11 protein-coding genes, 1 pseudogene and 1 riboswitch are annotated in these 18639 nt (G+C 73.8%); of the genes and pseudogenes, 1 reads left to right on the top strand and 11 read right to left on the bottom strand.

Annotated features, from left to right (window positions below; all coding sequences use genetic code 11):
• Positions 1–36 precede the first annotated feature (36 nt).
• The 7 genes and pseudogenes from BX285_RS02565 to BX285_RS02595 form a co-directional block, all read right to left on the bottom strand.
• The gene (locus BX285_RS02565) at positions 37–1404 is read right to left on the bottom strand and encodes an NAD(P)/FAD-dependent oxidoreductase (RefSeq protein WP_097236473.1); all 1368 of its coding nucleotides are present in this window, start codon (positions 1402–1404) and stop codon (positions 37–39) included.
• A gap of 428 nt (positions 1405–1832) precedes the next feature.
• Positions 1833–2768: a Ppx/GppA phosphatase family protein gene (locus BX285_RS02570; RefSeq protein WP_121174355.1), complete on the bottom strand. Its 936-nt coding sequence runs from the start codon at positions 2766–2768 to the stop codon at positions 1833–1835.
• Between the two features lie 155 nt (positions 2769–2923).
• Positions 2924–3457, bottom strand: a pseudogene (locus BX285_RS02575) (DUF501 domain-containing protein); the annotation flags it as partial.
• Positions 3429–3914 (bottom strand): septum formation initiator family protein, encoded by a 486-nt coding sequence (locus BX285_RS02580; protein WP_179852775.1) that lies wholly within the window; start codon positions 3912–3914, stop codon positions 3429–3431. The gene BX285_RS02580 and the pseudogene BX285_RS02575, both read right to left, overlap by 29 nt.
• Positions 3915–4034: 120 nt before the next feature.
• Positions 4035–5321 carry a phosphopyruvate hydratase gene (eno, locus tag BX285_RS02585; protein ID WP_097236477.1) on the bottom strand — a complete coding sequence of 429 codons (1287 nt, stop codon included), beginning with the start codon at positions 5319–5321 and terminating at the stop codon, positions 4035–4037.
• Positions 5322–5622: 301 nt separating this feature from the next.
• Positions 5623–6402 (bottom strand): transglycosylase family protein, encoded by a 780-nt coding sequence (locus tag BX285_RS02590; protein WP_121174356.1) that lies wholly within the window; start codon positions 6400–6402, stop codon positions 5623–5625.
• Positions 6403–6407: 5 nt separating this feature from the next.
• Positions 6408–6576, bottom strand: a riboswitch (cyclic di-AMP (ydaO/yuaA leader).
• Between the two features lie 210 nt (positions 6577–6786).
• The gene (locus BX285_RS02595; protein ID WP_121174357.1) at positions 6787–8100 is read right to left on the bottom strand and encodes a cytochrome P450; all 1314 of its coding nucleotides are present in this window, start codon (positions 8098–8100) and stop codon (positions 6787–6789) included.
• A gap of 257 nt (positions 8101–8357) precedes the next feature.
• Between BX285_RS02595 and BX285_RS02600 the strand changes: the two genes are divergently transcribed.
• Positions 8358–8783, top strand: coding sequence for an SDR family NAD(P)-dependent oxidoreductase (locus tag BX285_RS02600; RefSeq protein ID WP_097236480.1), 426 nt, complete (start codon positions 8358–8360; stop codon positions 8781–8783).
• A 6-nt stretch (positions 8784–8789) separates the two neighbouring features.
• On the opposite strand, the gene BX285_RS02605 is transcribed toward BX285_RS02600, so the two are convergent.
• From BX285_RS02605 to BX285_RS02620, 4 genes are all read right to left on the bottom strand, one after another.
• A complete protein-coding gene (locus BX285_RS02605) occupies positions 8790–9809 on the bottom strand; it encodes a MazG family protein (RefSeq protein WP_121174358.1) in 1020 nt (339 codons plus the stop codon).
• Between the two features lie 110 nt (positions 9810–9919).
• The gene (mfd, locus tag BX285_RS02610) at positions 9920–13549 is read right to left on the bottom strand and encodes a transcription-repair coupling factor (protein ID WP_121174359.1); all 3630 of its coding nucleotides are present in this window, start codon (positions 13547–13549) and stop codon (positions 9920–9922) included.
• A 538-nt stretch (positions 13550–14087) separates the two neighbouring features.
• On the bottom strand, positions 14088–15446 hold the full coding sequence (locus BX285_RS02615) for a hypothetical protein (protein ID WP_121174360.1): 1359 nt from the start codon (positions 15444–15446) through the stop codon (positions 14088–14090).
• Positions 15447–15713: 267 nt separating this feature from the next.
• On the bottom strand, positions 15714–18587 hold the full coding sequence (locus BX285_RS02620) for an SUKH-4 family immunity protein (RefSeq protein ID WP_121174361.1): 2874 nt from the start codon (positions 18585–18587) through the stop codon (positions 15714–15716).
• Between the last annotated feature and the right edge of the window lie 52 nt (positions 18588–18639).

The following is an 18639-nucleotide window of genomic DNA, read 5'->3' on the forward strand; positions in this document are numbered from 1 at the left end:
CATACCCCGGCGCTCCCACACCGGGGTCTCAGTCGCTTACTTGCTCGCGAGTTCCTTGTCGGCGGCCGGCTTGACGGCCTCGACGGGCTTGGTGGGCGGAGTGACCTCCTGGATCGGCAGCTGCGGCTTCTCCATCTGGGCGAGGCCGACCATCTCGCGCTTGAGGAACATCGCGAGCGTCCAGTCGGTGAAGACCCGGACCTTGCGGTTGAAGGTCGGGACCATCGCGCCGTGGTACAGGCGGTGGAACCACCAGGCCGGACGGCCCTTCAGCTTGTACTTGCCGAAGAGGATCGCGACGCCCTTGTGCAGGCCGAGACCGGCCACCGCACCGAGGTTCTTGTGCTTGTACTCCTTCTGCGGGAAGCCCCGCATGCCGGAGATCACGTTGTCGCCGAGGACGACGGCCTGACGGCAGGCGTGCTGCGCGTTCGGCGGGCACCAGGCGCCCTCGCCGGCGGCGAGGTCCGGGACCTGGGCGTTGTCGCCGGCGGCCCAGACGTAGTCGAAGCCCTGGACCTGGAGGGTCGGCGCGGTGTCGACGTGGCCGCGCGGGCCCAGCGGCAGACCGAACTCGGACAGCACCGGGTTCGGCTTCACGCCGGCCGTCCACACGATGGTGGAGGCGTCCATCTCCAGGCCGTTCTTCAGCATGACGTGGCCGTCGACGCAGGAGTCCATGGAGGTCTCGATGTAGACCTCGATGTTGCGCTCCTCCAGCTTCTCCTTGGTCCACAGACCGAGGTCCGGGCCCATCTCGGGGAGGATGCGGTTGGCGGCCTCGACCACGACGAAGCGCATGTCGTCGCGGCTGACGGTCTTGTACAGCTTGGCCGCGTCGCGGGCCATGTCCTCGATCTCGGCGATCGTCTCGATGCCGGCGAAGCCACCGCCGATGACGACGAAGGTCAGGGCCTTGCGGCGGACCTCCTCGTCCGCGGTGGACTCGGCCTTGTCGAGCTGGGCCATGACGTGGTTGCGGAGGCCGATGGCCTCCTCGACCGTCTTCATGCCGATGCCGTTCTCCGCCAGACCCGGGATCGGGAAGGTGCGGGAGACCGAGCCGGTCGCGACGACCAGGTACTCGAAGGGCAGCTCGTAGCTGTCGCCGGCCGCCGGCTGGATGGTGGCGACCTTGCGGGCGTGGTCGATGCCGGTGACGGACCCGGTCAGCACCTCCGCCTGCTTGAGGGCGCTGCGCAGCGGCGCGACGAGGTTGCGGGGCGCGACGTTGCCGCCGGCCGCCTCGGGGAGGAAGGGCAGGTACGTCATGTACGACCGCGGGTCGACGACCGTGACGGTCGCTTCGCCGTAACGCATCTTCTTGAGGATGCGCATCGCGGCATACAGGCCGACGTAACCACCGCCGACAATGAGGATGCGAGGACGCTCCGTGGTGCTCATATCGGAAAGTATCCAGCACCGTCCGGAGCAGCCTTCGTGAGCCCGGTCACAAGCTCATGGACACCCCGTGCTACACTGCGCGGCCACAAATCCGGCCCCCGGGTGCCTGCTCACACCCCTGTGCACCCCCTTGCGAACGTGCGCCGGAGCACCACCCTGCTGAGCAGCAACGATCCGTACAGGGCCCGGGTTCCCGCAGATGATTTCGATTTTCAAACCTCAGGCGAGCCCTGACCTGCGATCCAGTGGGCCCCGTCAGGGGAGGGCCTTCGGTCCCACAATTCGGACGTAGCGGGCGGGCCGGTGCGGCGAATGGCTCGATCGCCATGTGAAGAAATTCACGAACTTTTCCGCACGCGCCCGGGCGCGCCCCGGCCCCGGCTCCCCGGAAGGGGTGCCGGGGCCGGTCCGGTAAGCCGTGCGGAGCGTCAGGGGGCAATACCCCAGGCGATCCCGTCCAAGATGTCGTGCTCGCTCACGACCACCTCGGCGGCGCCCGTCCGCTCCATGATCTCCAGCAGCTCCAGCGCGCCGGCCGCGATCACGTCCACCCGGCCGGGGTGCATCGAGGGGATGGCTGCGCGCTCGGCGTGGGTCGCGGCCAGCAGCTCGGCGGCGATCCCGGCGACCTGCTCCCGGCTGAGCCGCGAGTGGTGGATCGCCGCCGAGTCGTAGCCCGGCAGGCCCTGGGCGATCGCGGACACCGTGGTGACCGTCCCGGCCAGGCCCACCAGGGTGGCCGCGCCGGTCAGCGGCACGACCTCCTCGGCCTTGTCCAGCTCGGCCCGCACGTGCGCCCGCGCCTCGGCGATCTGCTCCGCGGACGGCAGTTCGGCACCGCCGAAGTGCCGCTCGGTCAGCCGCACGCAGCCGATGTCCACCGAGCGCGCCGCCTCCACGTCGACCGTCCCGCGGACGAACTCGGTCGAGCCGCCGCCCAGGTCGAACACCAGGTACGGGCCCGGGAACGGGCCGCCGGTCAGCTCCTTGGTGGCGCCCAGGAAGGACAGCCGCGCCTCCTCCTCGCCGCTCACCACCTCGGGCTCGACGCCCAGGATGTCGCGCACGCCCTTGACGTACTCGTCGCTGTTCTCGGCGTCCCGGGAGGCACTGGTGGCGACGAAGCGGACCCGCTCGGGGCCGACGCCGAAGCCGGAGACGATCTCCTGGTACTCCCGGCAGGCCGCGAAGGTGCGGGCCAGCGCGTCCGGGTGCAGCCGGCCGGTCCGGTCCACGCCCTGGCCCAGCCGGTTGACGATCATCCGGCGGTCGAGGTCGGTGATCTCCCCGGTCTCCGGGTCCAGGTCGGCGACCAGCAGCCGGATCGAGTTGGTGCCGCAGTCGATCGCGGCGACGCGGGTCATGGTCACTGCGGCTCCTGCTGCCCGTCGGCGTCCTGCGCCGCCTCGTCCGCCGCGGCGCGCTTCTTGGCGGCGCGCTCGGCGGCCTTCTGCTGCTTGGCGGCGATCACGGCCTCGTGGTCCTGGTCCTTGGCGCGGTTGCGGGCGACCCGCTCACCGGCGGCCTGGACCTCGGCCGGGGAGACGCACGGGCCCTTGGCCCACCAGTCCTCCAGCATGCCGATCGCCTCGTCGCCGAGCGGGTTGACGCCCTCGCCGGCCGCCAGCGAGTGGCCGACCAGCACGTGCAGGCACTTCACCCGGTCCGGCATGCCGCCGGCGCTCGGGAAGCCCTCCAGCACCTCGATCGCGTCGCGCCGGGCGATGTAGTCCTCGTGCGCCTTCTGGTAGGCGGCGGCCAGCTCCGGGTCCTCGGCGAGCCGGGCGCTCTGCTCCTTCATCACGCCGTCGGCCTCCAGGGTGCCGATCAGCGAGGCGGCCTTGGGGCAGGTCAGGTAGTACAGCGTCGGGAACGGGGTGCCGTCCGGCAGCCGGGGGGCCGTCTCCACGACGTCGGGGTTGCCGCAGGGACAGCGGTGCGCCACGCCGCGCAGGCCGCGCGGCACCCGGCCGAGCTGGGCGGCGATGGCCGCGACGTCGGCGTCGGAGACGGTGGGGTGGTTCTCAGTGGTCATGGGGGGAGGTGTCTCCAACGGGGGACGGTGGGAGCGGAAGGGGGGTGGCGGGGGCGGCCGCGGCGGTGTCGGCGGCGTCCACCGAGTCCCAGATGCTGGCGTACCAGGGCGCGGCGGCTCTCGCCTGGGCGGCGGCCGTACCGCCGGACGCGGCGGCGCCGGCCGCGGACGAGGAGGGCTTGGCGGAGGCCTGGCCGGCCGGGTCCACCGCGATGTACGGGGTCTCCCCCGGCACCGCGTAGTGCAGCCGGGCGCGGGCCTGCGCCTTGACGAACTCCGGGTCCTGCCAGCGGGCCTTGTCCCGGCGCAGCTGTTCGACCTGCTGGCGCGCGTGGTCGGCCTTCGCCCGCTGGGCCGAGATCTCGGCGCGCTGGGAGATGAACTGCCGCGTCGGGTAGGCGAGGATCGCCACCAGCGAGCAGAGCACCAGGACGAGGACGGTCGCCCGGCTCGTGAACCGAGGCCGGGCCGCCAAGCCCGGGATCCTCCAGCCTGCCATCTCCGGTGTCCCCTCCTGGTCGCGACGGTGCCCCGCCGTCCACCCTACGGGGTGAACGGCGGGGCACCGGTCAGGCGTGCGCTACCGGGTGGCCGCTCAGCCCTCGTGCTTGAAGCGAGGGAAGGCGCCGCGGCCGGCGTACTCGGCGGCGTCGTCGAGGATCTCCTCGATGCGCAGCAGCTGGTTGTACTTGGCGACGCGCTCGGAGCGGGCCGGGGCGCCGGTCTTGATCTGGCCGCAGTTGGTGGCGACGGCCAGGTCGGCGATGGTGACGTCCTCGGTCTCGCCGGAGCGGTGCGACATCATGCAGCGGTAGCCGTTGCGCTGGGCCAGCTCGACGGCGTCCAGGGTCTCGGTGAGCGAGCCGATCTGGTTCACCTTCACCAGCAGCGCGTTGGCGGTGCCGGTCTCGATGCCCTTGGCCAGGCGCTGCGGGTTGGTGACGAACAGGTCGTCGCCGACCAGCTGGACCTTGTCGCCCAGCTTGACGGTCATGGCCTTCCAGCCGTCCCAGTCCGACTCGTCCAGCGGGTCCTCGATGGAGACCAGCGGGTAGGAGGCGACCAGCTCGGCGTAGTACTCGATGAGCTCGGCGGAGGTCAGCCCCTTGCCCTCGAACTGGTAGGCGCCGTCCTCGTAGAACTCGGAGGCGGCGACGTCCAGGGCGAGCGCGATGTCGCGGCCGGGCACGTAGCCGGCCTTCTGGATGGCCTCGGTGATGAGGTCCAGGGCCTCGCGGTTGCTGTCCAGGTTCGGCGCGAAGCCGCCCTCGTCGCCGAGGCCGGTGGACAGGCCGCGCTCCTTCAGCACGCCCTTGAGGGTGTGGTAGACCTCGACGCCCCAGCGGACGGCCTCGGAGAAGGACTCCGCGCCGATCGGGGCGATCATGAACTCCTGGATGTCGACGTTGGAGTCCGCGTGCGAGCCGCCGTTGAGGATGTTCATCATCGGGACCGGCAGGACGTGCGCGTTCGGGCCGCCCAGGTAGCGGAACAGCGGCAGGTCGCTGGCCTCGGAGGCGGCGTGCGCGACGGCCAGCGAGACGCCCAGGATGGCGTTGGCGCCGAGCGAGGACTTGTCCGGGGTGGCGTCCAGGTCGAGCATGGCCTGGTCGATCAGGCGCTGCTCGGTGGCGTCGTAGCCGACCAGCTCCGGGCCGATCTGCTCGATGACGGCCAGGACGGCCTTCTCGACGCCCTTGCCGAAGTAGCGGTTCTTGTCACCGTCGCGCAGCTCCAGCGCCTCGAAGGCACCGGTGGAGGCACCCGACGGGACAGCGGCACGACCCGTGCTGCCGTCGTCGAGGCCGACCTCGACCTCGACCGTGGGGTTGCCGCGCGAGTCGAGGATCTCACGGGCTACGACGACATCGATGGACGGCACGAGGCATCTCCTTGCGGAAGCAGGTCCGGCTGACGCTGGTGCTGTCGGCGGGACGATTGCGGAGTCGTTACGGACCAGAGCCTAGCCGCCCGGGCTCCCGGGGCCACGTCGGCCTCGGTTCCGTCTCAGCGTGTGGCCCCGCTACGCACCGGTAGTTCACCTGCTTGTCCCAGCTTCGTCGCCCCGGGGCGGACGAGCGCGGACGAGGCCGACGAACGCGGACGGAGGGGGCCGGACGTACCGGCTCCCTCCGCGCGTCGCGCCGGGGACGGCCCGGGCGGGTCGGCCCGGGCGGCTCGGCTCAGCCGAGGTGCAGCACCTGGCCGGGCAGGATCAGGTCCGGGTCGCCACCGACGGTGGCGTGGTTCTGTGCGTACAGCTCCTGCCAGCCGCCGGACACGCCCTGGGCGGCGGCGATCGTCGACAGCGTGTCGCCGGAGCGGACGGTGTAGTCGTGGCCGGACGCCGGCGCGGCCTGCTGGGGAGCGGCGTGCTTCGGCGTGTACTGCGGCGCCGACTGCTCGACGGGCTTCTCGGCCTGCTGGGGGGCGGCGTGCTTCGGCGTGTACTGCTGCACCGGCTGCTGGGCCGACTTGGCGGCGGGCTTCGCGGCCTGCGGTTTGGCGGTCTGCTGGGGGGTCTGCTGCTTGGCGGCGGACTGCGGCTTGGCGTCCGCGGAGGTGTCCACCGAGGCCGGGGCGCCGCCCTTGGTCAGACCGGCCTTCTGCGAGCAGACCGGCCAGGCGCCCGGGCCCTGCGAGGCGAGCACCTTCTCGGCGACGGCGATCTGCTGACCCTTGCTGGCCTGGTTGGCCTGCGGCGCGTACGCGGTGCCGCCGTACGCCTTCCAGGTGCCGGAGGTGAACTGCAGGCCGCCGTAGAAGCCGTTGCCGGTGTTGATGCTCCAGTTGCCGCCGCTCTCGCACTGGGCGACGGAGTCCCAGGTGGAGGCCGGGGCGGCGGAGGCGCCGGTGGCGGTGAGGAGCGGCAGTGCGAGTCCGACGCCGGCCACACCGGCGACGGCGATGGCCTTCTCGGCCTGGGTGCGACGACGGTGACGGCCAGTTCCAACGAGCAGCATGAAGAGGTCCCTCTCCGCACGCCTGCGAGGTGAGCTGTCGGGTTCGGACCGGGAGGTGGCCCGGCCGCCGTGTGCGGAAAAGATTCCGCTCGGGCGGCTTCACCCCAAGCCGTGGGAGGACGGCAACAAACCTGGTTCCCCCGCCCCTGCCCAGGGTTCTGGTCGGTTTCCCGTGACGCGGCGGGCAGGATTCGGCGTTCCGCGCACGAGGTCCGCAGCTGCGAACTCCAGGGAGAGTAGACAGAACATCAGACCGATCACAAGCTCATATCGCAGATATCACACAGAAATTACGGCGCGTGGCCGATCGCCTACCAACGGCGTCGCTATGTCCGGTTTGATGGGCGTTCATACCGCCGCCAAGGGCCAGTCGGCGACACCGCGTCAGCGTGTCGAGGCCGCCGGCGGCGCGTGCGGGGACCGGCTCTCCGGCGTGAATTCGACCGGAAGTTCCCGCAGCCCACGCATGATCAGACCACCCCGCCAGCGCAGATTCTCCGGACTCTCCGCGAGCCGCAGATCGGGCAACCGGGAAAGCAGCGTGGCCAGCGCGGCACGCCCCTCCAAACGGGCCAGCGGGGCGCCGATGCAGTAGTGGATGCCGTGCCCGAACCCCAGATGGGGATTGTCCGTTCGGGCCAGGTCCAGGGTGTTCTCGTCCGCGAACCGGGCCGGATCGCGGTCCGCCGCCGCCAACACCACCAGCACCGGATCGCCCACCGGGATGTCCACCCCGCCGATGGCCAACGGCCGCGTCGCGAACCGCCAGGTCGCCAGCTCCACCGGCCCGTCGTAGCGCAGGAGTTCCTCGATCCCGGTGTCCAGCAGCCCCCGCTCGCCGCGCGCCATCGACTCCTGCAGCAGGCGGCGCTGCTCCGGGTTGCGCAGCAGCGCGTACGTCCCGTTCCCGATCAGGTTCACCGTCGTCTCGAAGCCGGCGAAGAGCAGGATGAAGGCCATCGCCGCGGCCTCGTTCTCCGTCAGGTGCTCGCCGTGGTCGCTCGCCCGGATCAGGCCCGAGATCAGGTCGTCCCCGAGGTCCGCGCGCTTGCGGTGGATCAGCTCCAGCAGGTACGCCCGCATCCGCTTCACCGCCCGCCCCACGCCACCGCGTTGACCGCCGCCGTGCCGGATCATCATCCCGGCCCAGTCGCGGAAGTCGTCCTGGTCCTCCGCCGGCACGCCCAACATGTCGCAGATCGCGTAGATGGGGAGCGGGAACGCGAACTCGTGGATCAGGTCCGCCGAACCGCGCTGCGCGAAGCCGTCGATCAGCCGGTCCGTGAGCTGCTGCACCCGCGGCTCGAACTCGGCCACCCGGCGCGGGGTGAACGCCTTCGACACCAGCCGGCGCAGCCGGGTGTGGTCCGGCGGGTCGATGTTCAACAGGTGGGTCATCAGGTCCGCCTGCCGCTCCCCCGGGATGCCCACCCGGCCGGTGCGGTGCGCCTGCTCGCTGTGGTGCGCCGGGTTCTTCGACAGCCGGCCGTCCGCGAGCGCCTGCCGGGCATCCGCGTACCTGGTCACCAGCCAGGCCTCCACCCCGCTCGGCAGCGTCGTCCGGTGCACCGGGGCGTGCTCGCGCAGCCAGGCGTAGGCGGGGTACGGATCGGCGGCGAACTCCCAGGTGAACAGCTGCGGCGCGGAGGCGTCGAGCGGGGCGGCGGCGGGCCGGGCGGAGTCGGGCTGAGCAGGCATGGGTCGACCGTATCCGGTGCGTCCCCGGCGGGCCGGGCGCGCCCTTCCGGCGACGGCCGCGCCAACGCTCCGTGGACGACCCGCAGACGGTACGTGGACGGTCCGTGGACAGCTCTTGGACAGCTCTTGGCCGGGCGGGCGGCGTGAGCCTGGTCACCTGCGGGGTAATCCCTGTTGCGGAGGGTCAGGAACTGCCTACGATCCTCCGCAGTACGCGTGGGCGCCGGTGCGGTGCCGCCCACAGGGAGGAGCAGACCATGCGGGTCAGCGGGTCAGTCGTCGTCATCGCGGTACTCGACGGCGGGTCGGGCGCCGACCTCGCCCGCCGGTTCTCCGCGGCCGGCGCCGCCGGAATGCTGATCGCCGACCAGCACGTCGGCATCGCCGAGGACCTTGCCGCCGAACTCGACCGGCCGGGCTGCCCCGTCGTGGGCGTCTCCGGCGACATCCGCCGCCCCAGCGACGTCGCCGCCCTCGTCGACACCGCGGAGAAGCACCTCGGACCGATCGACCTGTTCGCCGTCGCCGGACCGGACGGCGAGCGCATCATCTCCCTCGCCGACCTGCCCGCCCACCTCGACCTGGAACGCCTCGCCGAACTCGTCGTCCTCGTCGGCGAGGCCATCGGGGAACTCGTCCCGCCGCAGCGCCGCCCGGCCGAGAACACCGCCACGGCGGCCTGAGGCCCGCTACTCCGATTCGAGGCCCTCGGCCGCGCGCACCGCGTCCCGGTAACCGCGCGCGGCCGCCCGCAGCGCCGCGTCCACGTCCACCCCGGCGTCGTGCGCCCGCTGCGCCACCGCCAGCAGCAGCCGGCCCACCGACTCGGCGGTCAGCTCCGCCGGCAGCACGTACGGCTCGTCCGGCACCGCCGTGAAGCCCGCCCGGCGCACCCTCGACACCAGCTTCGCCGCGTACGCCAGCGCGGGCAGCCCGGCCGGCACGCCGTCCAGCACCGACTCCCGGTCCGCCTTCTCCGCGGCCTTCAGCTGCTCCCAGTTCGCCTCCACCTCGGCGGCGCCCCCGGCCTCGACGTCCCCGAACACGTGCGGGTGCCGGTACATCAGCTTCTCGACGATGTCGCCGGCCACGTCGTCCACCGTGAACGGCTCCGTCGGGTGCTCCTCGGCGATCCGGGAGTGGAAGAACACCTGGAGCAGCACGTCGCCCAGCTCCTCGCGCAGCGTCTCCCGGTCCCCCTCCTCGATCGCCTCGACCAGCTCGTACGCCTCCTCGACCAGGTACTTCACCAGGCTCTCGTGCGTCTGCTCGGCGTCCCAGGGGCAGCCACCGGGCGAGCGGAGCCGGTCCATCACCGTCACCAGGTCCAGCAGCCGCGACCCCGGCAGGTCGTACGAGCCCGGCAGCACCTCGATCTCCGGCACCTCACCGGCCCGCTCCACCGCCAGCCGCGCCAGCGCGTCCGTCAGCCCCGGATCCCCGTCCGGGCCGCCCAGCCACACTGTCGGCCCGCCCCCGGCCGGCTGCTCGGTCAGCAACCGCGCCAGCGCGGGCACCGACCCGGCCGCCACCACCTCCACCGCCACCCCGGCCTGCCGCACCGCCGGCACCTGCGGATGCCCCTCGTCCCCCACCAGCACCCGCCCCGCCGACCGCAACGCCTCCCACGCGGGCCACGCCAACAGCCCGGGAGCCACCCGGTGCGTGGTGGTCAGCAGAATCAACTTGGCACCCGGCACATTCGTCATCACACCCCGAACCTACTCCCCCACCCACCCCACCGACCCCCGCTCCCCGACCGCAGAACGGCGGCCCCGGACCGAAGCCCGAGACCGCCGTGCACCACCGCCCGCCAGGGCTACTTCTTCGCCCCCGCCAGGTCGTCGAACATGGTCGACAGGAACTCGCTGCACCAGCCCAGCAGTTCCCGGCCGACCAGCGGCTTGCCGCCGATCCGCCCGGTGCTCGGGCGCGGCACCAGCAGCTGCCGGGCCGCCGCCTTGACCTGGCTGCGCGGGTAGAGCCGGTTCAGCCGCAGCTGCTGGGACTCGCGCAGCTCCACCGGCCCGAAGCGGACGTTGGTGCCCTGGAGGGTGATGTCCGAGATGCCGCACCGCCGGGCGTACAGCCGCAGCGCCGCGACGAGCAGCAGGTTCTCCACCGGCTCGGGCAGCTTGCCGTAGCGGTCGACGAGTTCGTCCCGGACCTGCGTGATGTCCGCCTCCGAGTTGACCGCCGCGATCGAGCGGTACGCCTGCAGCCGCAGCCGCTCGCCGGGCGCGTAGTCGTGCGGCACGTGGGCGTCGACGGGCAGCTCGATCTTCACCTCCAGCGGCTCCTCCTCCGGCTCCCCGCCGCCCGCCAGCGACTCGCGGAACTCGGCCACCGCCTCGCCGACCATCCGCATGTAGAGGTCGAAGCCGACGCCCGCGATGTGCCCGGACTGCTCGCCGCCGAGCAGGTTGCCGGCGCCGCGGATCTCCAGGTCCTTCATCGCGACGTACATGCCGGCGCCCATCTCGGTGTGCTGGGCGATGGTGGCCAGGCGCTCGTGCGCGGTCTCGGTGAGCGGCTTCTCCGGCGGGTACAGCATGTACGCGTAGCCGCGTTCGCGCCCGCGCCCGACCCGGCCGCGCAGCTGGTGCAGCTGGGAGAGGCCGAAGGTGTCGCCGCGCTCGACGATCAGGGTGTTGGCGTTGGAGATGTCGATGCCGGACTCCACGATCGTGGTCGACACCAGGACGTCGAACTCCTTCTCCCAGAAGTCGACGACGACCTTCTCCAGCTGGGTCTCCCCCATCTGCCCGTGCGCGGTGGCGATCCGCGCCTCGGGCACCAGGTCCTTGAGCCGGGCGGCCGCCTTGTCGATCGACTCCACCCGGTTGTGGATGTAGAACACCTGGCCCTCGCGCAGGAGTTCACGCCGGATCGCGGCCGAGATCTGCTTCTCGTCGTACGGCCCGACGAAGGTCAGCACCGGGTGCCGCTCCTCCGGCGGGGTGGTGATGGTGGACATCTCGCGGATGCCGGTGACCGCCATCTCCAGGGTGCGCGGGATCGGGGTCGCGGACATGGTCAGCACGTCCACGTTGGCCCGCAGCTTCTTCAGCTGCTCCTTGTGCTCGACGCCGAACCGCTGCTCCTCGTCGACGATGACCAGGCCGAGGTCCTTGAACCTGGTCTCGGAGGAGAACAGCCGGTGGGTGCCGATGACGACGTCCACCGAGCCCTCGAACAGCCCCTCCAGGACGGCCTTGGCCTCGCTGTCGCTCTGGAAGCGGGACAGCGCCTTCACCGTCACCGGGAAGTTGGCGTACCGCTCGGCGAAGGTCGAGAAGTGCTGCTGCACCAGCAGCGTGGTCGGCACCAGCACCGCCACCTGCTTGCCGTCCTGCACGGCCTTGAAAGCGGCCCGGACGGCGATCTCGGTCTTGCCGTAGCCGACGTCGCCGCAGATCAGCCGGTCCATCGGGACGGACTTCTCCATGTCGGACTTGACCTCGGCGATGGTGGTCAGCTGGTCCGGGGTCTCCGCGTACGGGAAGGCGTCCTCCAGCTCGCGCTGCCACGGGGTGTCCGGGCCGAAGGTGTGGCCGGGAGCGGCCATCCGCGCCGAGTACAGCTTGATCAGGTCGGCGGCGATCTCCTTGACGGCCTTCTTGGCCCGCTGCTTGGTCTTCGCCCAGTCCGCGCCGCCGAGCCGGTGCAGCGTCGGGGCCTCGCCGCCGACGTACTTCGTGACCTGGTCGAGCTGGTCGGTCGGCACGAACAGCCGGTCGCCGGGGTGGCCGCGCTTGGCCGGGGCGTACTCCAGCACCAGGTACTCACGGGTGGCGCCCTGGACGGTGCGCTGCACCATCTCGACGTACTTGCCGACGCCGTGCGCCTCGTGGACGACGTAGTCGCCGGGGACGAGCGCCAGCGGGTCGATCGCGTTGCGGCGGCGCGAGGGCATCCGGCGCATGTCCTTGGTGGAGGACCTCTGGCCGGACAGGTCGGTCTCGGTGATGACGGTGAGCTTGAGCGCCTCGTCGACGAAGCCGTGCTCGATCGAGCCGCAGGAGACGTACACGACGTCCCGGGTGGGCGCCTCGGCGAGGTCGGCGACCAGCCGGGCCGGGATGCCCTCGTTGCCCAGTACCTCGGCGAGCCGGGAGGCCGGCCCGTGGCCCTCGGTCACCATGACGACCCGCCAGTCGGCGGCCAGCCGCTCCTTGGCGTCGGCGATCGCCCGGGCGGTGTCGCCGCGGTAGGCCTCGACGGCGTGCATGCCGAGGGTCAGCGTGTTGGCGTCGAACTCCAGCACCTCGCTCACCGTCGACTCGCTGGTCGCGAACGGGCTGACGGACCACCAGGGCAGCCCGATCTCGTCGGCGTGCTCGCGCACCTCGGCGAGCGAGCGCAGCGAGGCGGCGGAGACGTCGATGGTCTCCAGGTCGATCGGCCGGTCCCCGCCCGTCGCGGCCGCGACCCAGGAGGCGTGCAGGAACTCCTGGCTGGTCGCCACCAGGTCGGCGGCGCGGGTGCGGACCCGCTCGGGGTCGCAGACCACGGTGACCGAGCCGAGCGGCAGGACGTCGAGCAGCAGCTCCATGTCGTCGACCAGGACGGGCGCCAGCGACTCCATGCCCTCGACCGCGATGCCCTCGGCGATCTTGTCCAGGATCTCGGCCAGCCCGGGGTGTTCGGCGGACAGCTCGGCGGCCCGCGCCCGCACCTCGTCGGTGAGCAGCAGCTCGCGGCAGGGCGGCGCCCACAGCCCGTGCTCGGCGATCTCCAGCGAGCGCTGGTCGGCGACCTTGAAGTACCGGATCTCCTCGACCTCGTCGCCCCAGAACTCCACCCGCAGCGGGTGCTCCTCGGTCGGCGGGAAGACGTCCAGGATGCCGCCGCGGACGGCGAACTCGCCGCGCTTCTCGACCAGTTCGACACGCGCGTAGGCAGCCGCGGCGAGCCGGCGGGCGACCTCCTCCAGGTCGTGCGACTCGCCCCGCTGGACGGCCACCGGCTCCAGCTCGGCCAGCCCCTTGACCTGCGGCTGCAGCACCGAGCGGACCGGGGCGACGATCACCTGCACCGGCCCGGCCGCCGGGTCGTCCGCCCGCGGGTGCACGATCCGGCGCAGGACGGCCAGCCGGCGCCCGACGGTGTCCGAGCGGGGCGACAGCCGCTCGTGCGGCAGGGTCTCCCAGGCCGGGAACTCGGCGACCGCGTCGGCGGGCAGCAGCGAGCGCAGCGAGGCGGCCAGGTCCTCGGCCTCCCGGCCGGTCGCGGTGACCGCGAGCACCGGGCGGCCGCGCTCCCCGGCGGCCTGCCCGGCGAGCGCCCGGGCCAGCGCGGCGATCGCGAACGGCCGGGCGGCGGGCGGTCCGACGAGGTCCAGGTGGCGGCGGCCGCCGGCCGCGGCTCCGGTGGCGGTGGCCGCCTCGATCGCCTCGGCGAGCGCCGCGTCCCGGGCGACGACATCGAGCAGTCCGGTCAGACTCATCTGGGGTCTCTTCTTCGTCCCGTGGCTGGTGCTGCCCCCGGGCGGCGAAGGCCCGCCAGGGCAACGCGAACGGCCCGGCGCGCCGAGCGGCCGGGGGTCTCCAGCCTACGCCGCGCCAGGGACACGCACGCGGCGTACGGCCACGGCGGGGCCGGGCGGGGACGAACCGCCTCCCGCACCCCATCCCTGACGGGGACATGACCGGGAACGAACCACTGGACGGAACACCGGACCGCCGGTGGACGAACCGGCCCGGCGCCGCCCCCGCCACGGGCACAGCCACCCGCCACGAACTGGACATACTCCTGTCACTGGCCGTCCATGGAGATCGCGCACCATGGTGAACGTGCCCGCCGCACCCAACCGTGGGGGATGGCTGTGGCGGCACTGTCGCACCCCCGATGGGGGTCGGAGGTGCGAGGCCGGGCGACCCTGGGTGGGGGCGCCCGCCCAAGCGCCGGGAACCGTGGCGCCCTTTCCTGGAGGGCGCCACGGGTCTCGGCCTACTGCGTTTCCCGGGCCCCGCCCCGGACAGGCCCTAGCGGCGGCGGTAGCTCACGGTGTTGGGCGTCGCGTAGTCGGCGCCGTCGTCCACGATGATGATCTTCGGGATGATCCGGGTCTCCTCCGCCGGCGCCCCCGCCTTCCCGTCGCCCGCTGCCTCGTCACCCGCCGCCCCGGTCACGGCCTCGGGCGGGGAGGCCGGCTTCGGCGGGACCACGGCCGGGGCGACCGGGCCGGTCACCACGGGCCCGGCGGCCGCCTTCGCCGCGCCACCGCCGACCACCGGCGTCCGCGGCACCGAAGCGCCACCCGAAGCCCCGGCCGAAGCCGGAGCCTTCCGCAGCGTCGGCAGCGGGATCTCCCCCGTGTCCGCCTCCGAGTCCACCGGCACCGCGTCGACGACCGCGTCCGCCGGGCCCGCATCCACCGAGGCCGGAGCCTCGTCCACGGGGGCCGGGGCCGGAGCCGCGTCCCCCCGCCGCGCGGCCGCGGCAGCCGCCAGCCCGGGCTCGATCTGGCCGACCGCCGCCCCGGTGAGGGAGGCCAGCGTGGCCTTGATGTGGTCCAGGTGCTGCTGCACCGTCTCCAGCCGGATGTCGAACTCGGCCTGCTCGCGCTCGCTCGCCGCGTTGATCTTCTCGGCCTCCCGGCGGGCCTGCTCGACCAGCTGGTCCGCCTTGGCCTGGGCGTCCGTCTCCAGCTGCTTGATCCGGTTCAGCACGGTCTCCCGGTGCTGCTCGGCCTCCTTGACCCGGCGCTCGGCGGTCGCCGAGACCTCGGCGTCCTCGGCGTCGGCGGCGGCCTGGGCCGCGGCGAAGTCCTCGTCGGCCCGGCGGCGCCGGGTGGCCAGCTCGGCCTCGGCCTGCTCGCCGGCCTCGGCGGCGGCCACCCGCACCTTGGCGGCGTAGGCGGTGGCGGCGTCCCGGACGGCGCGGCTCTCCCGGTCGGCTTCGGCGCGGATGCCCTCGGCCTCGGCGCGGGTGCGCTCGTCGGTGCGCCGGGCGGCCGCGTCGGCCTCGGTCCGGGTGGTGGTGCTGTACTCCTTGGCGGCCCGGTCGAGCGCCTGGCCGGCCTCGTAGACCTCGTCCCGCAGGTCCTCGGAGAAGCGCTCGGCCTTCTCCCGGACGGCGCGCGCCTCGTTCTGGGCCATCGCGGCCAGTCCTGCGGCCTGTTCGCTGAGCACCTCGTAGTCGGGCTCCGGGGCCTCCTCGGCGGCCCGGCGGATGTCGGCCAGCCGGGCCTCCATCTGCCGGATGCCGGCGCCGAGGACGCTCAACCGTTCCCACGCCTCGTCGCGCTGCGCGGTGAGCGCGGCAAGGGCCCGCTCGACCTGATCGGGCGCGTAACCGCGCCGGGCCTGGGTGAAGCCGTGCTGGGGGACGGCGTCGCTCATGGGCTCTTCCCCTCGTTGTCGCGGGCTGCGGAGCCCATGATCGGACGGAACGGCCGGATCCGGAACCGCTTCGGAGCCGGGGGCCGGATTCGGTCGTCGTACGGACCTGAATACGTCGAGGACGGGACGAATAGACCCATCCTCTTGACCTATTTTGCGCAGATCCGGGCGAAACCCCAACGAGGCAGAGCCGCCGCGGCACGCCGGAGGGGCCGTCCCGAACACCGGAACGACCCCTCCCCACCTGCGAGGATCCACGACGGTCCGCTACAGCAGACCGTCCCAGAACTGCTCCAGCAGCACGGCCCACCAGGTGTCCGCGTTCTGCAGGGCCGCCGGGTCGATCGCGGCGAGCTGGGCCTGGAAGTCGGTCGTCCAGCGACCGGCCTGATCCGGCGTCAGCCCGTACCGCAGCCGCCACATCCGGCCCAGCAGGGCCAGCGCGCGGACGAACTCCGGTACACCGCTGTTGACGAACCGGGGCGGCTGGGCGGTTCCATCGATGTCCACGGCGACCACGTGCGCGGTGCCGTACTGGACGCACAGCTGCCGGCCGTAGTCGTTGCCGAGGACCAGGTAGCCGCCGAAGTCCGGGCCGCCGGCCAGGCCGCGCTCGGCGGCCAGCTCGGCGAGCGTCGGGATCGGCCGGCCCTCCTGCGCCTGCGCCCAGAAGAACGGCCCGAAGTCCCGCGGCAGCCCGGCCCACATCAGGGTCTGGGACACCGGCTCGGGCACGCCCTGGCGGGAGACCGCGCGCTGCTCGTAGCGGAACAGGTTCTGCCCGAAGGCGGCGCCGACCTCCTGGGCGAGCTGCTGCGGCGGGAGCGGCGGCAGCGGCTGGACCGTCCCGGGCGCCGGCGGCGGCACCCGGAACGGGCGGACCCGCTGGGCACCGGAGGCCAACTGGTGCAGCTCGTCCAGGTGGTCCAGCAGCTCGGCCATCCCGGCCTGCCGGGAGGCGTGGTCACGGCCGTACGGGGCGGTGTGGGTGAGCCGCACGTTCGGCCAGGACGCGGCGATCATGCGGTTGCAGTAGCCGCCGGGCAGGTCGCACGACTCCAGCTCGGTGTAGAGCTCCAGCACCTGCTCCGGCGGCACGTTGAGCCGGCGCAGGTCCTGCAGGATCTTCCACTCCGGGTGCGGGGTGCCGGGCTCGCTGCGGTGCAGCAGCTTCTGCTCCGAACCGTCCGGCCCCCGGTAGCTGAGCGCGGCGAAGTAGCCCGGGCCGACCGCGGGCACGCCGGGGGGCACCGGCGCGGGCTGCGGCGCACCGGTCACCGCCGCCGGGGGGACGACCCCGGCAGCGCCGCCCGCGTTCGGGTAGCCGTAGCCGGCCACCGGCGCGGCGGGGGCCACCGGACCGCCGGGCGGCGGCGGAACGGCCGGGCCGCCGGACGGCGGGGTGCCGGGGTCCGCCGGACCGCCCAGTAGCGCCGGGTCGATCGCGCTCGCCAGCTGGGTCGCCTCGTACGCCGCCGCGGCCGCGGGCGTGCCGCCGGCCGGCGTGCCCTGGGGGGCGGGCGCCTCGGCGCCACGCAGGCCCGCCGGGGGCGGGGGCGGCGGGGCCGAGCCGGCTCCGCGGCCACCGGGGGCGGCGGCGGGCGCGCCGGGGCCCGGGGTGTGCTTCAGGCCGGCAGGCGGGGGCGGCGGCGGGGCGGAACCGGAGTTGCGGCCCAACCCGCCCGGAGCGGCGCCCGCGCCGGGCGAACCGGCTGCACCGCCGCGCAGCGCGGCCGGCGGGGGCGGCGGCGGAGCCGAGCCCGGCGCACGGCCGAGCCCGCCCTGCGGCGCAGCGGCGGCCGGCGGCTCCGCGGCCGGGGTGCCGGGGGCACCGGGCAGGCCGGCGAGGCCCGGCATTCCGCCGGGCGGGGCGAGCATCGTCGGGGCGTGCTCCACCGGCGCACCGGGCGGCGTCGCCGGGGCACCGGGCAGGCCGGCGAGACCGGGCACCCCGCCGGGCGGGGCGAGCATCGTCGGCGCGTGCTCCACCGGCGTACCGGGCGGCGTCGCCGGGGCACCGGGCAGGCCCATCAGCCCGGGCACGGCGTCCGGCGGCGCGAGCAGCGTCGGCGCCGGCTCGGCCACCGGGGCGGGTGCGGGGGCCTGGGCCGGCGGCGCGAACGGCGGTGCGGCCGGCGGCGCAGTCGGCGGTACGGCCGGGGGCTGGGCCGGCGCGGCCTGCGCGGCGGACGGCGGGACCGGCGGCATGCCGTACCCGCCGCTGCCCGGCGGCATCAGCATGGTCGCGGCCTCGGCACCGGCCGGCGCGGCCGTGTCGGGCCGGTCCGCGCCGGTGGTCCGCAGGCCCTCGGGCATCAGGACGGTCGCGGCCTCGGCACCGACCGGCGGAGCGGTCGGCGCGACGGGCGCCACGGGCGCAACCGGGGCCGGCGGCGCAAGCGGCACGCCGGCCTGCGGCTGCGGCAGCGGAGGCGCGACGAACTGCTCGTCCGGCCCGGGCGGCGGGGCGAGCATCGTCGGCGCGTCCCCGGCGGGCCGGTCGGACACCGGCGGCTCGGTCAGCACCGCGGCCGCGGGCGCCGAAGCCGAAGCCGAAGCCGAAGCCGGGCCGGGCAGCTCCTCGGTGGCCGCCAGTGCCGAAGCCGGACCGGGCAGCTCCTCGGTGGCCGCCAGCGCCGAAGCCGGACCGGGCAACTCCTCCGTCGCCGCCAGCGGCGAACCCGGGGCAGCAGCCTGCGAACCGGCCGGACCGGCCGAACCGCCCCCCAGCCGCTCCGCCTCCGCCGCGATCGCCGCGGCCCCCGCCTCCTGCAGCCACTGCGGCGGGCTGAGCAGGAAGGAGGTCGCCTCCACCGGCCCCGGTGCGGGCTTGGCCGCCCCGGCCGGGTTGGCCGCGACCGGCCGCCCGTACACCTCCTCGTACTGCCGGACCACCTCGTTGACGGGCAGCGCCGGCCAGAGCGTGCTGGCACCCGAGTCCCGGGCGATCACCAGCCGCGCCTCACCCGAGCCGCTCGCACCCTCGGTACCGCCGCCGGCCGCCGCGTCCCCGGGCGCCACCGCCCAGCAGACGAAGCCCAGGTCGAACTCCCGGACCCGCACCTCGCGCTGCTGCGCGCGCGGCACCCCGCCGTTGATCCACTCCTCGGCGAGCTCCTGCGCCTGCGCGTACGTCACCACGCCCGGTTCACCCCTGTCCGCATCCTCGTCGTCCCCCGTTCCACCAGCACCG

It is taken from the genome of Streptomyces sp. 1114.5, assembly GCF_003635085.1.
Taxonomy (GTDB): Bacteria; Actinomycetota; Actinomycetes; order Streptomycetales; family Streptomycetaceae; genus Kitasatospora.

Coding starts and splice junctions, on each gene's coding strand:
- BX285_RS02600 (WP_097236480.1), top strand. CDS start 8,358: ATGCGGGTCAGCGGGTCAGTCGTCGTCATCGCGGTACTCGACGGCGGG.
- BX285_RS02570 (WP_121174355.1), bottom strand. CDS start 2,768: ATGACCCGCGTCGCCGCGATCGACTGCGGCACCAACTCGATCCGGCTG.
- BX285_RS02605 (WP_121174358.1), bottom strand. CDS start 9,809: ATGACGAATGTGCCGGGTGCCAAGTTGATTCTGCTGACCACCACGCAC.
- mfd (WP_121174359.1), bottom strand. CDS start 13,549: ATGAGTCTGACCGGACTGCTCGATGTCGTCGCCCGGGACGCGGCGCTC.
- BX285_RS02590 (WP_121174356.1), bottom strand. CDS start 6,402: ATGCTGCTCGTTGGAACTGGCCGTCACCGTCGTCGCACCCAGGCCGAG.
- BX285_RS02595 (WP_121174357.1), bottom strand. CDS start 8,100: ATGCCTGCTCAGCCCGACTCCGCCCGGCCCGCCGCCGCCCCGCTCGAC.
- BX285_RS02565 (WP_097236473.1), bottom strand. CDS start 1,404: ATGAGCACCACGGAGCGTCCTCGCATCCTCATTGTCGGCGGTGGTTAC.
- BX285_RS02615 (WP_121174360.1), bottom strand. CDS start 15,446: ATGAGCGACGCCGTCCCCCAGCACGGCTTCACCCAGGCCCGGCGCGGT.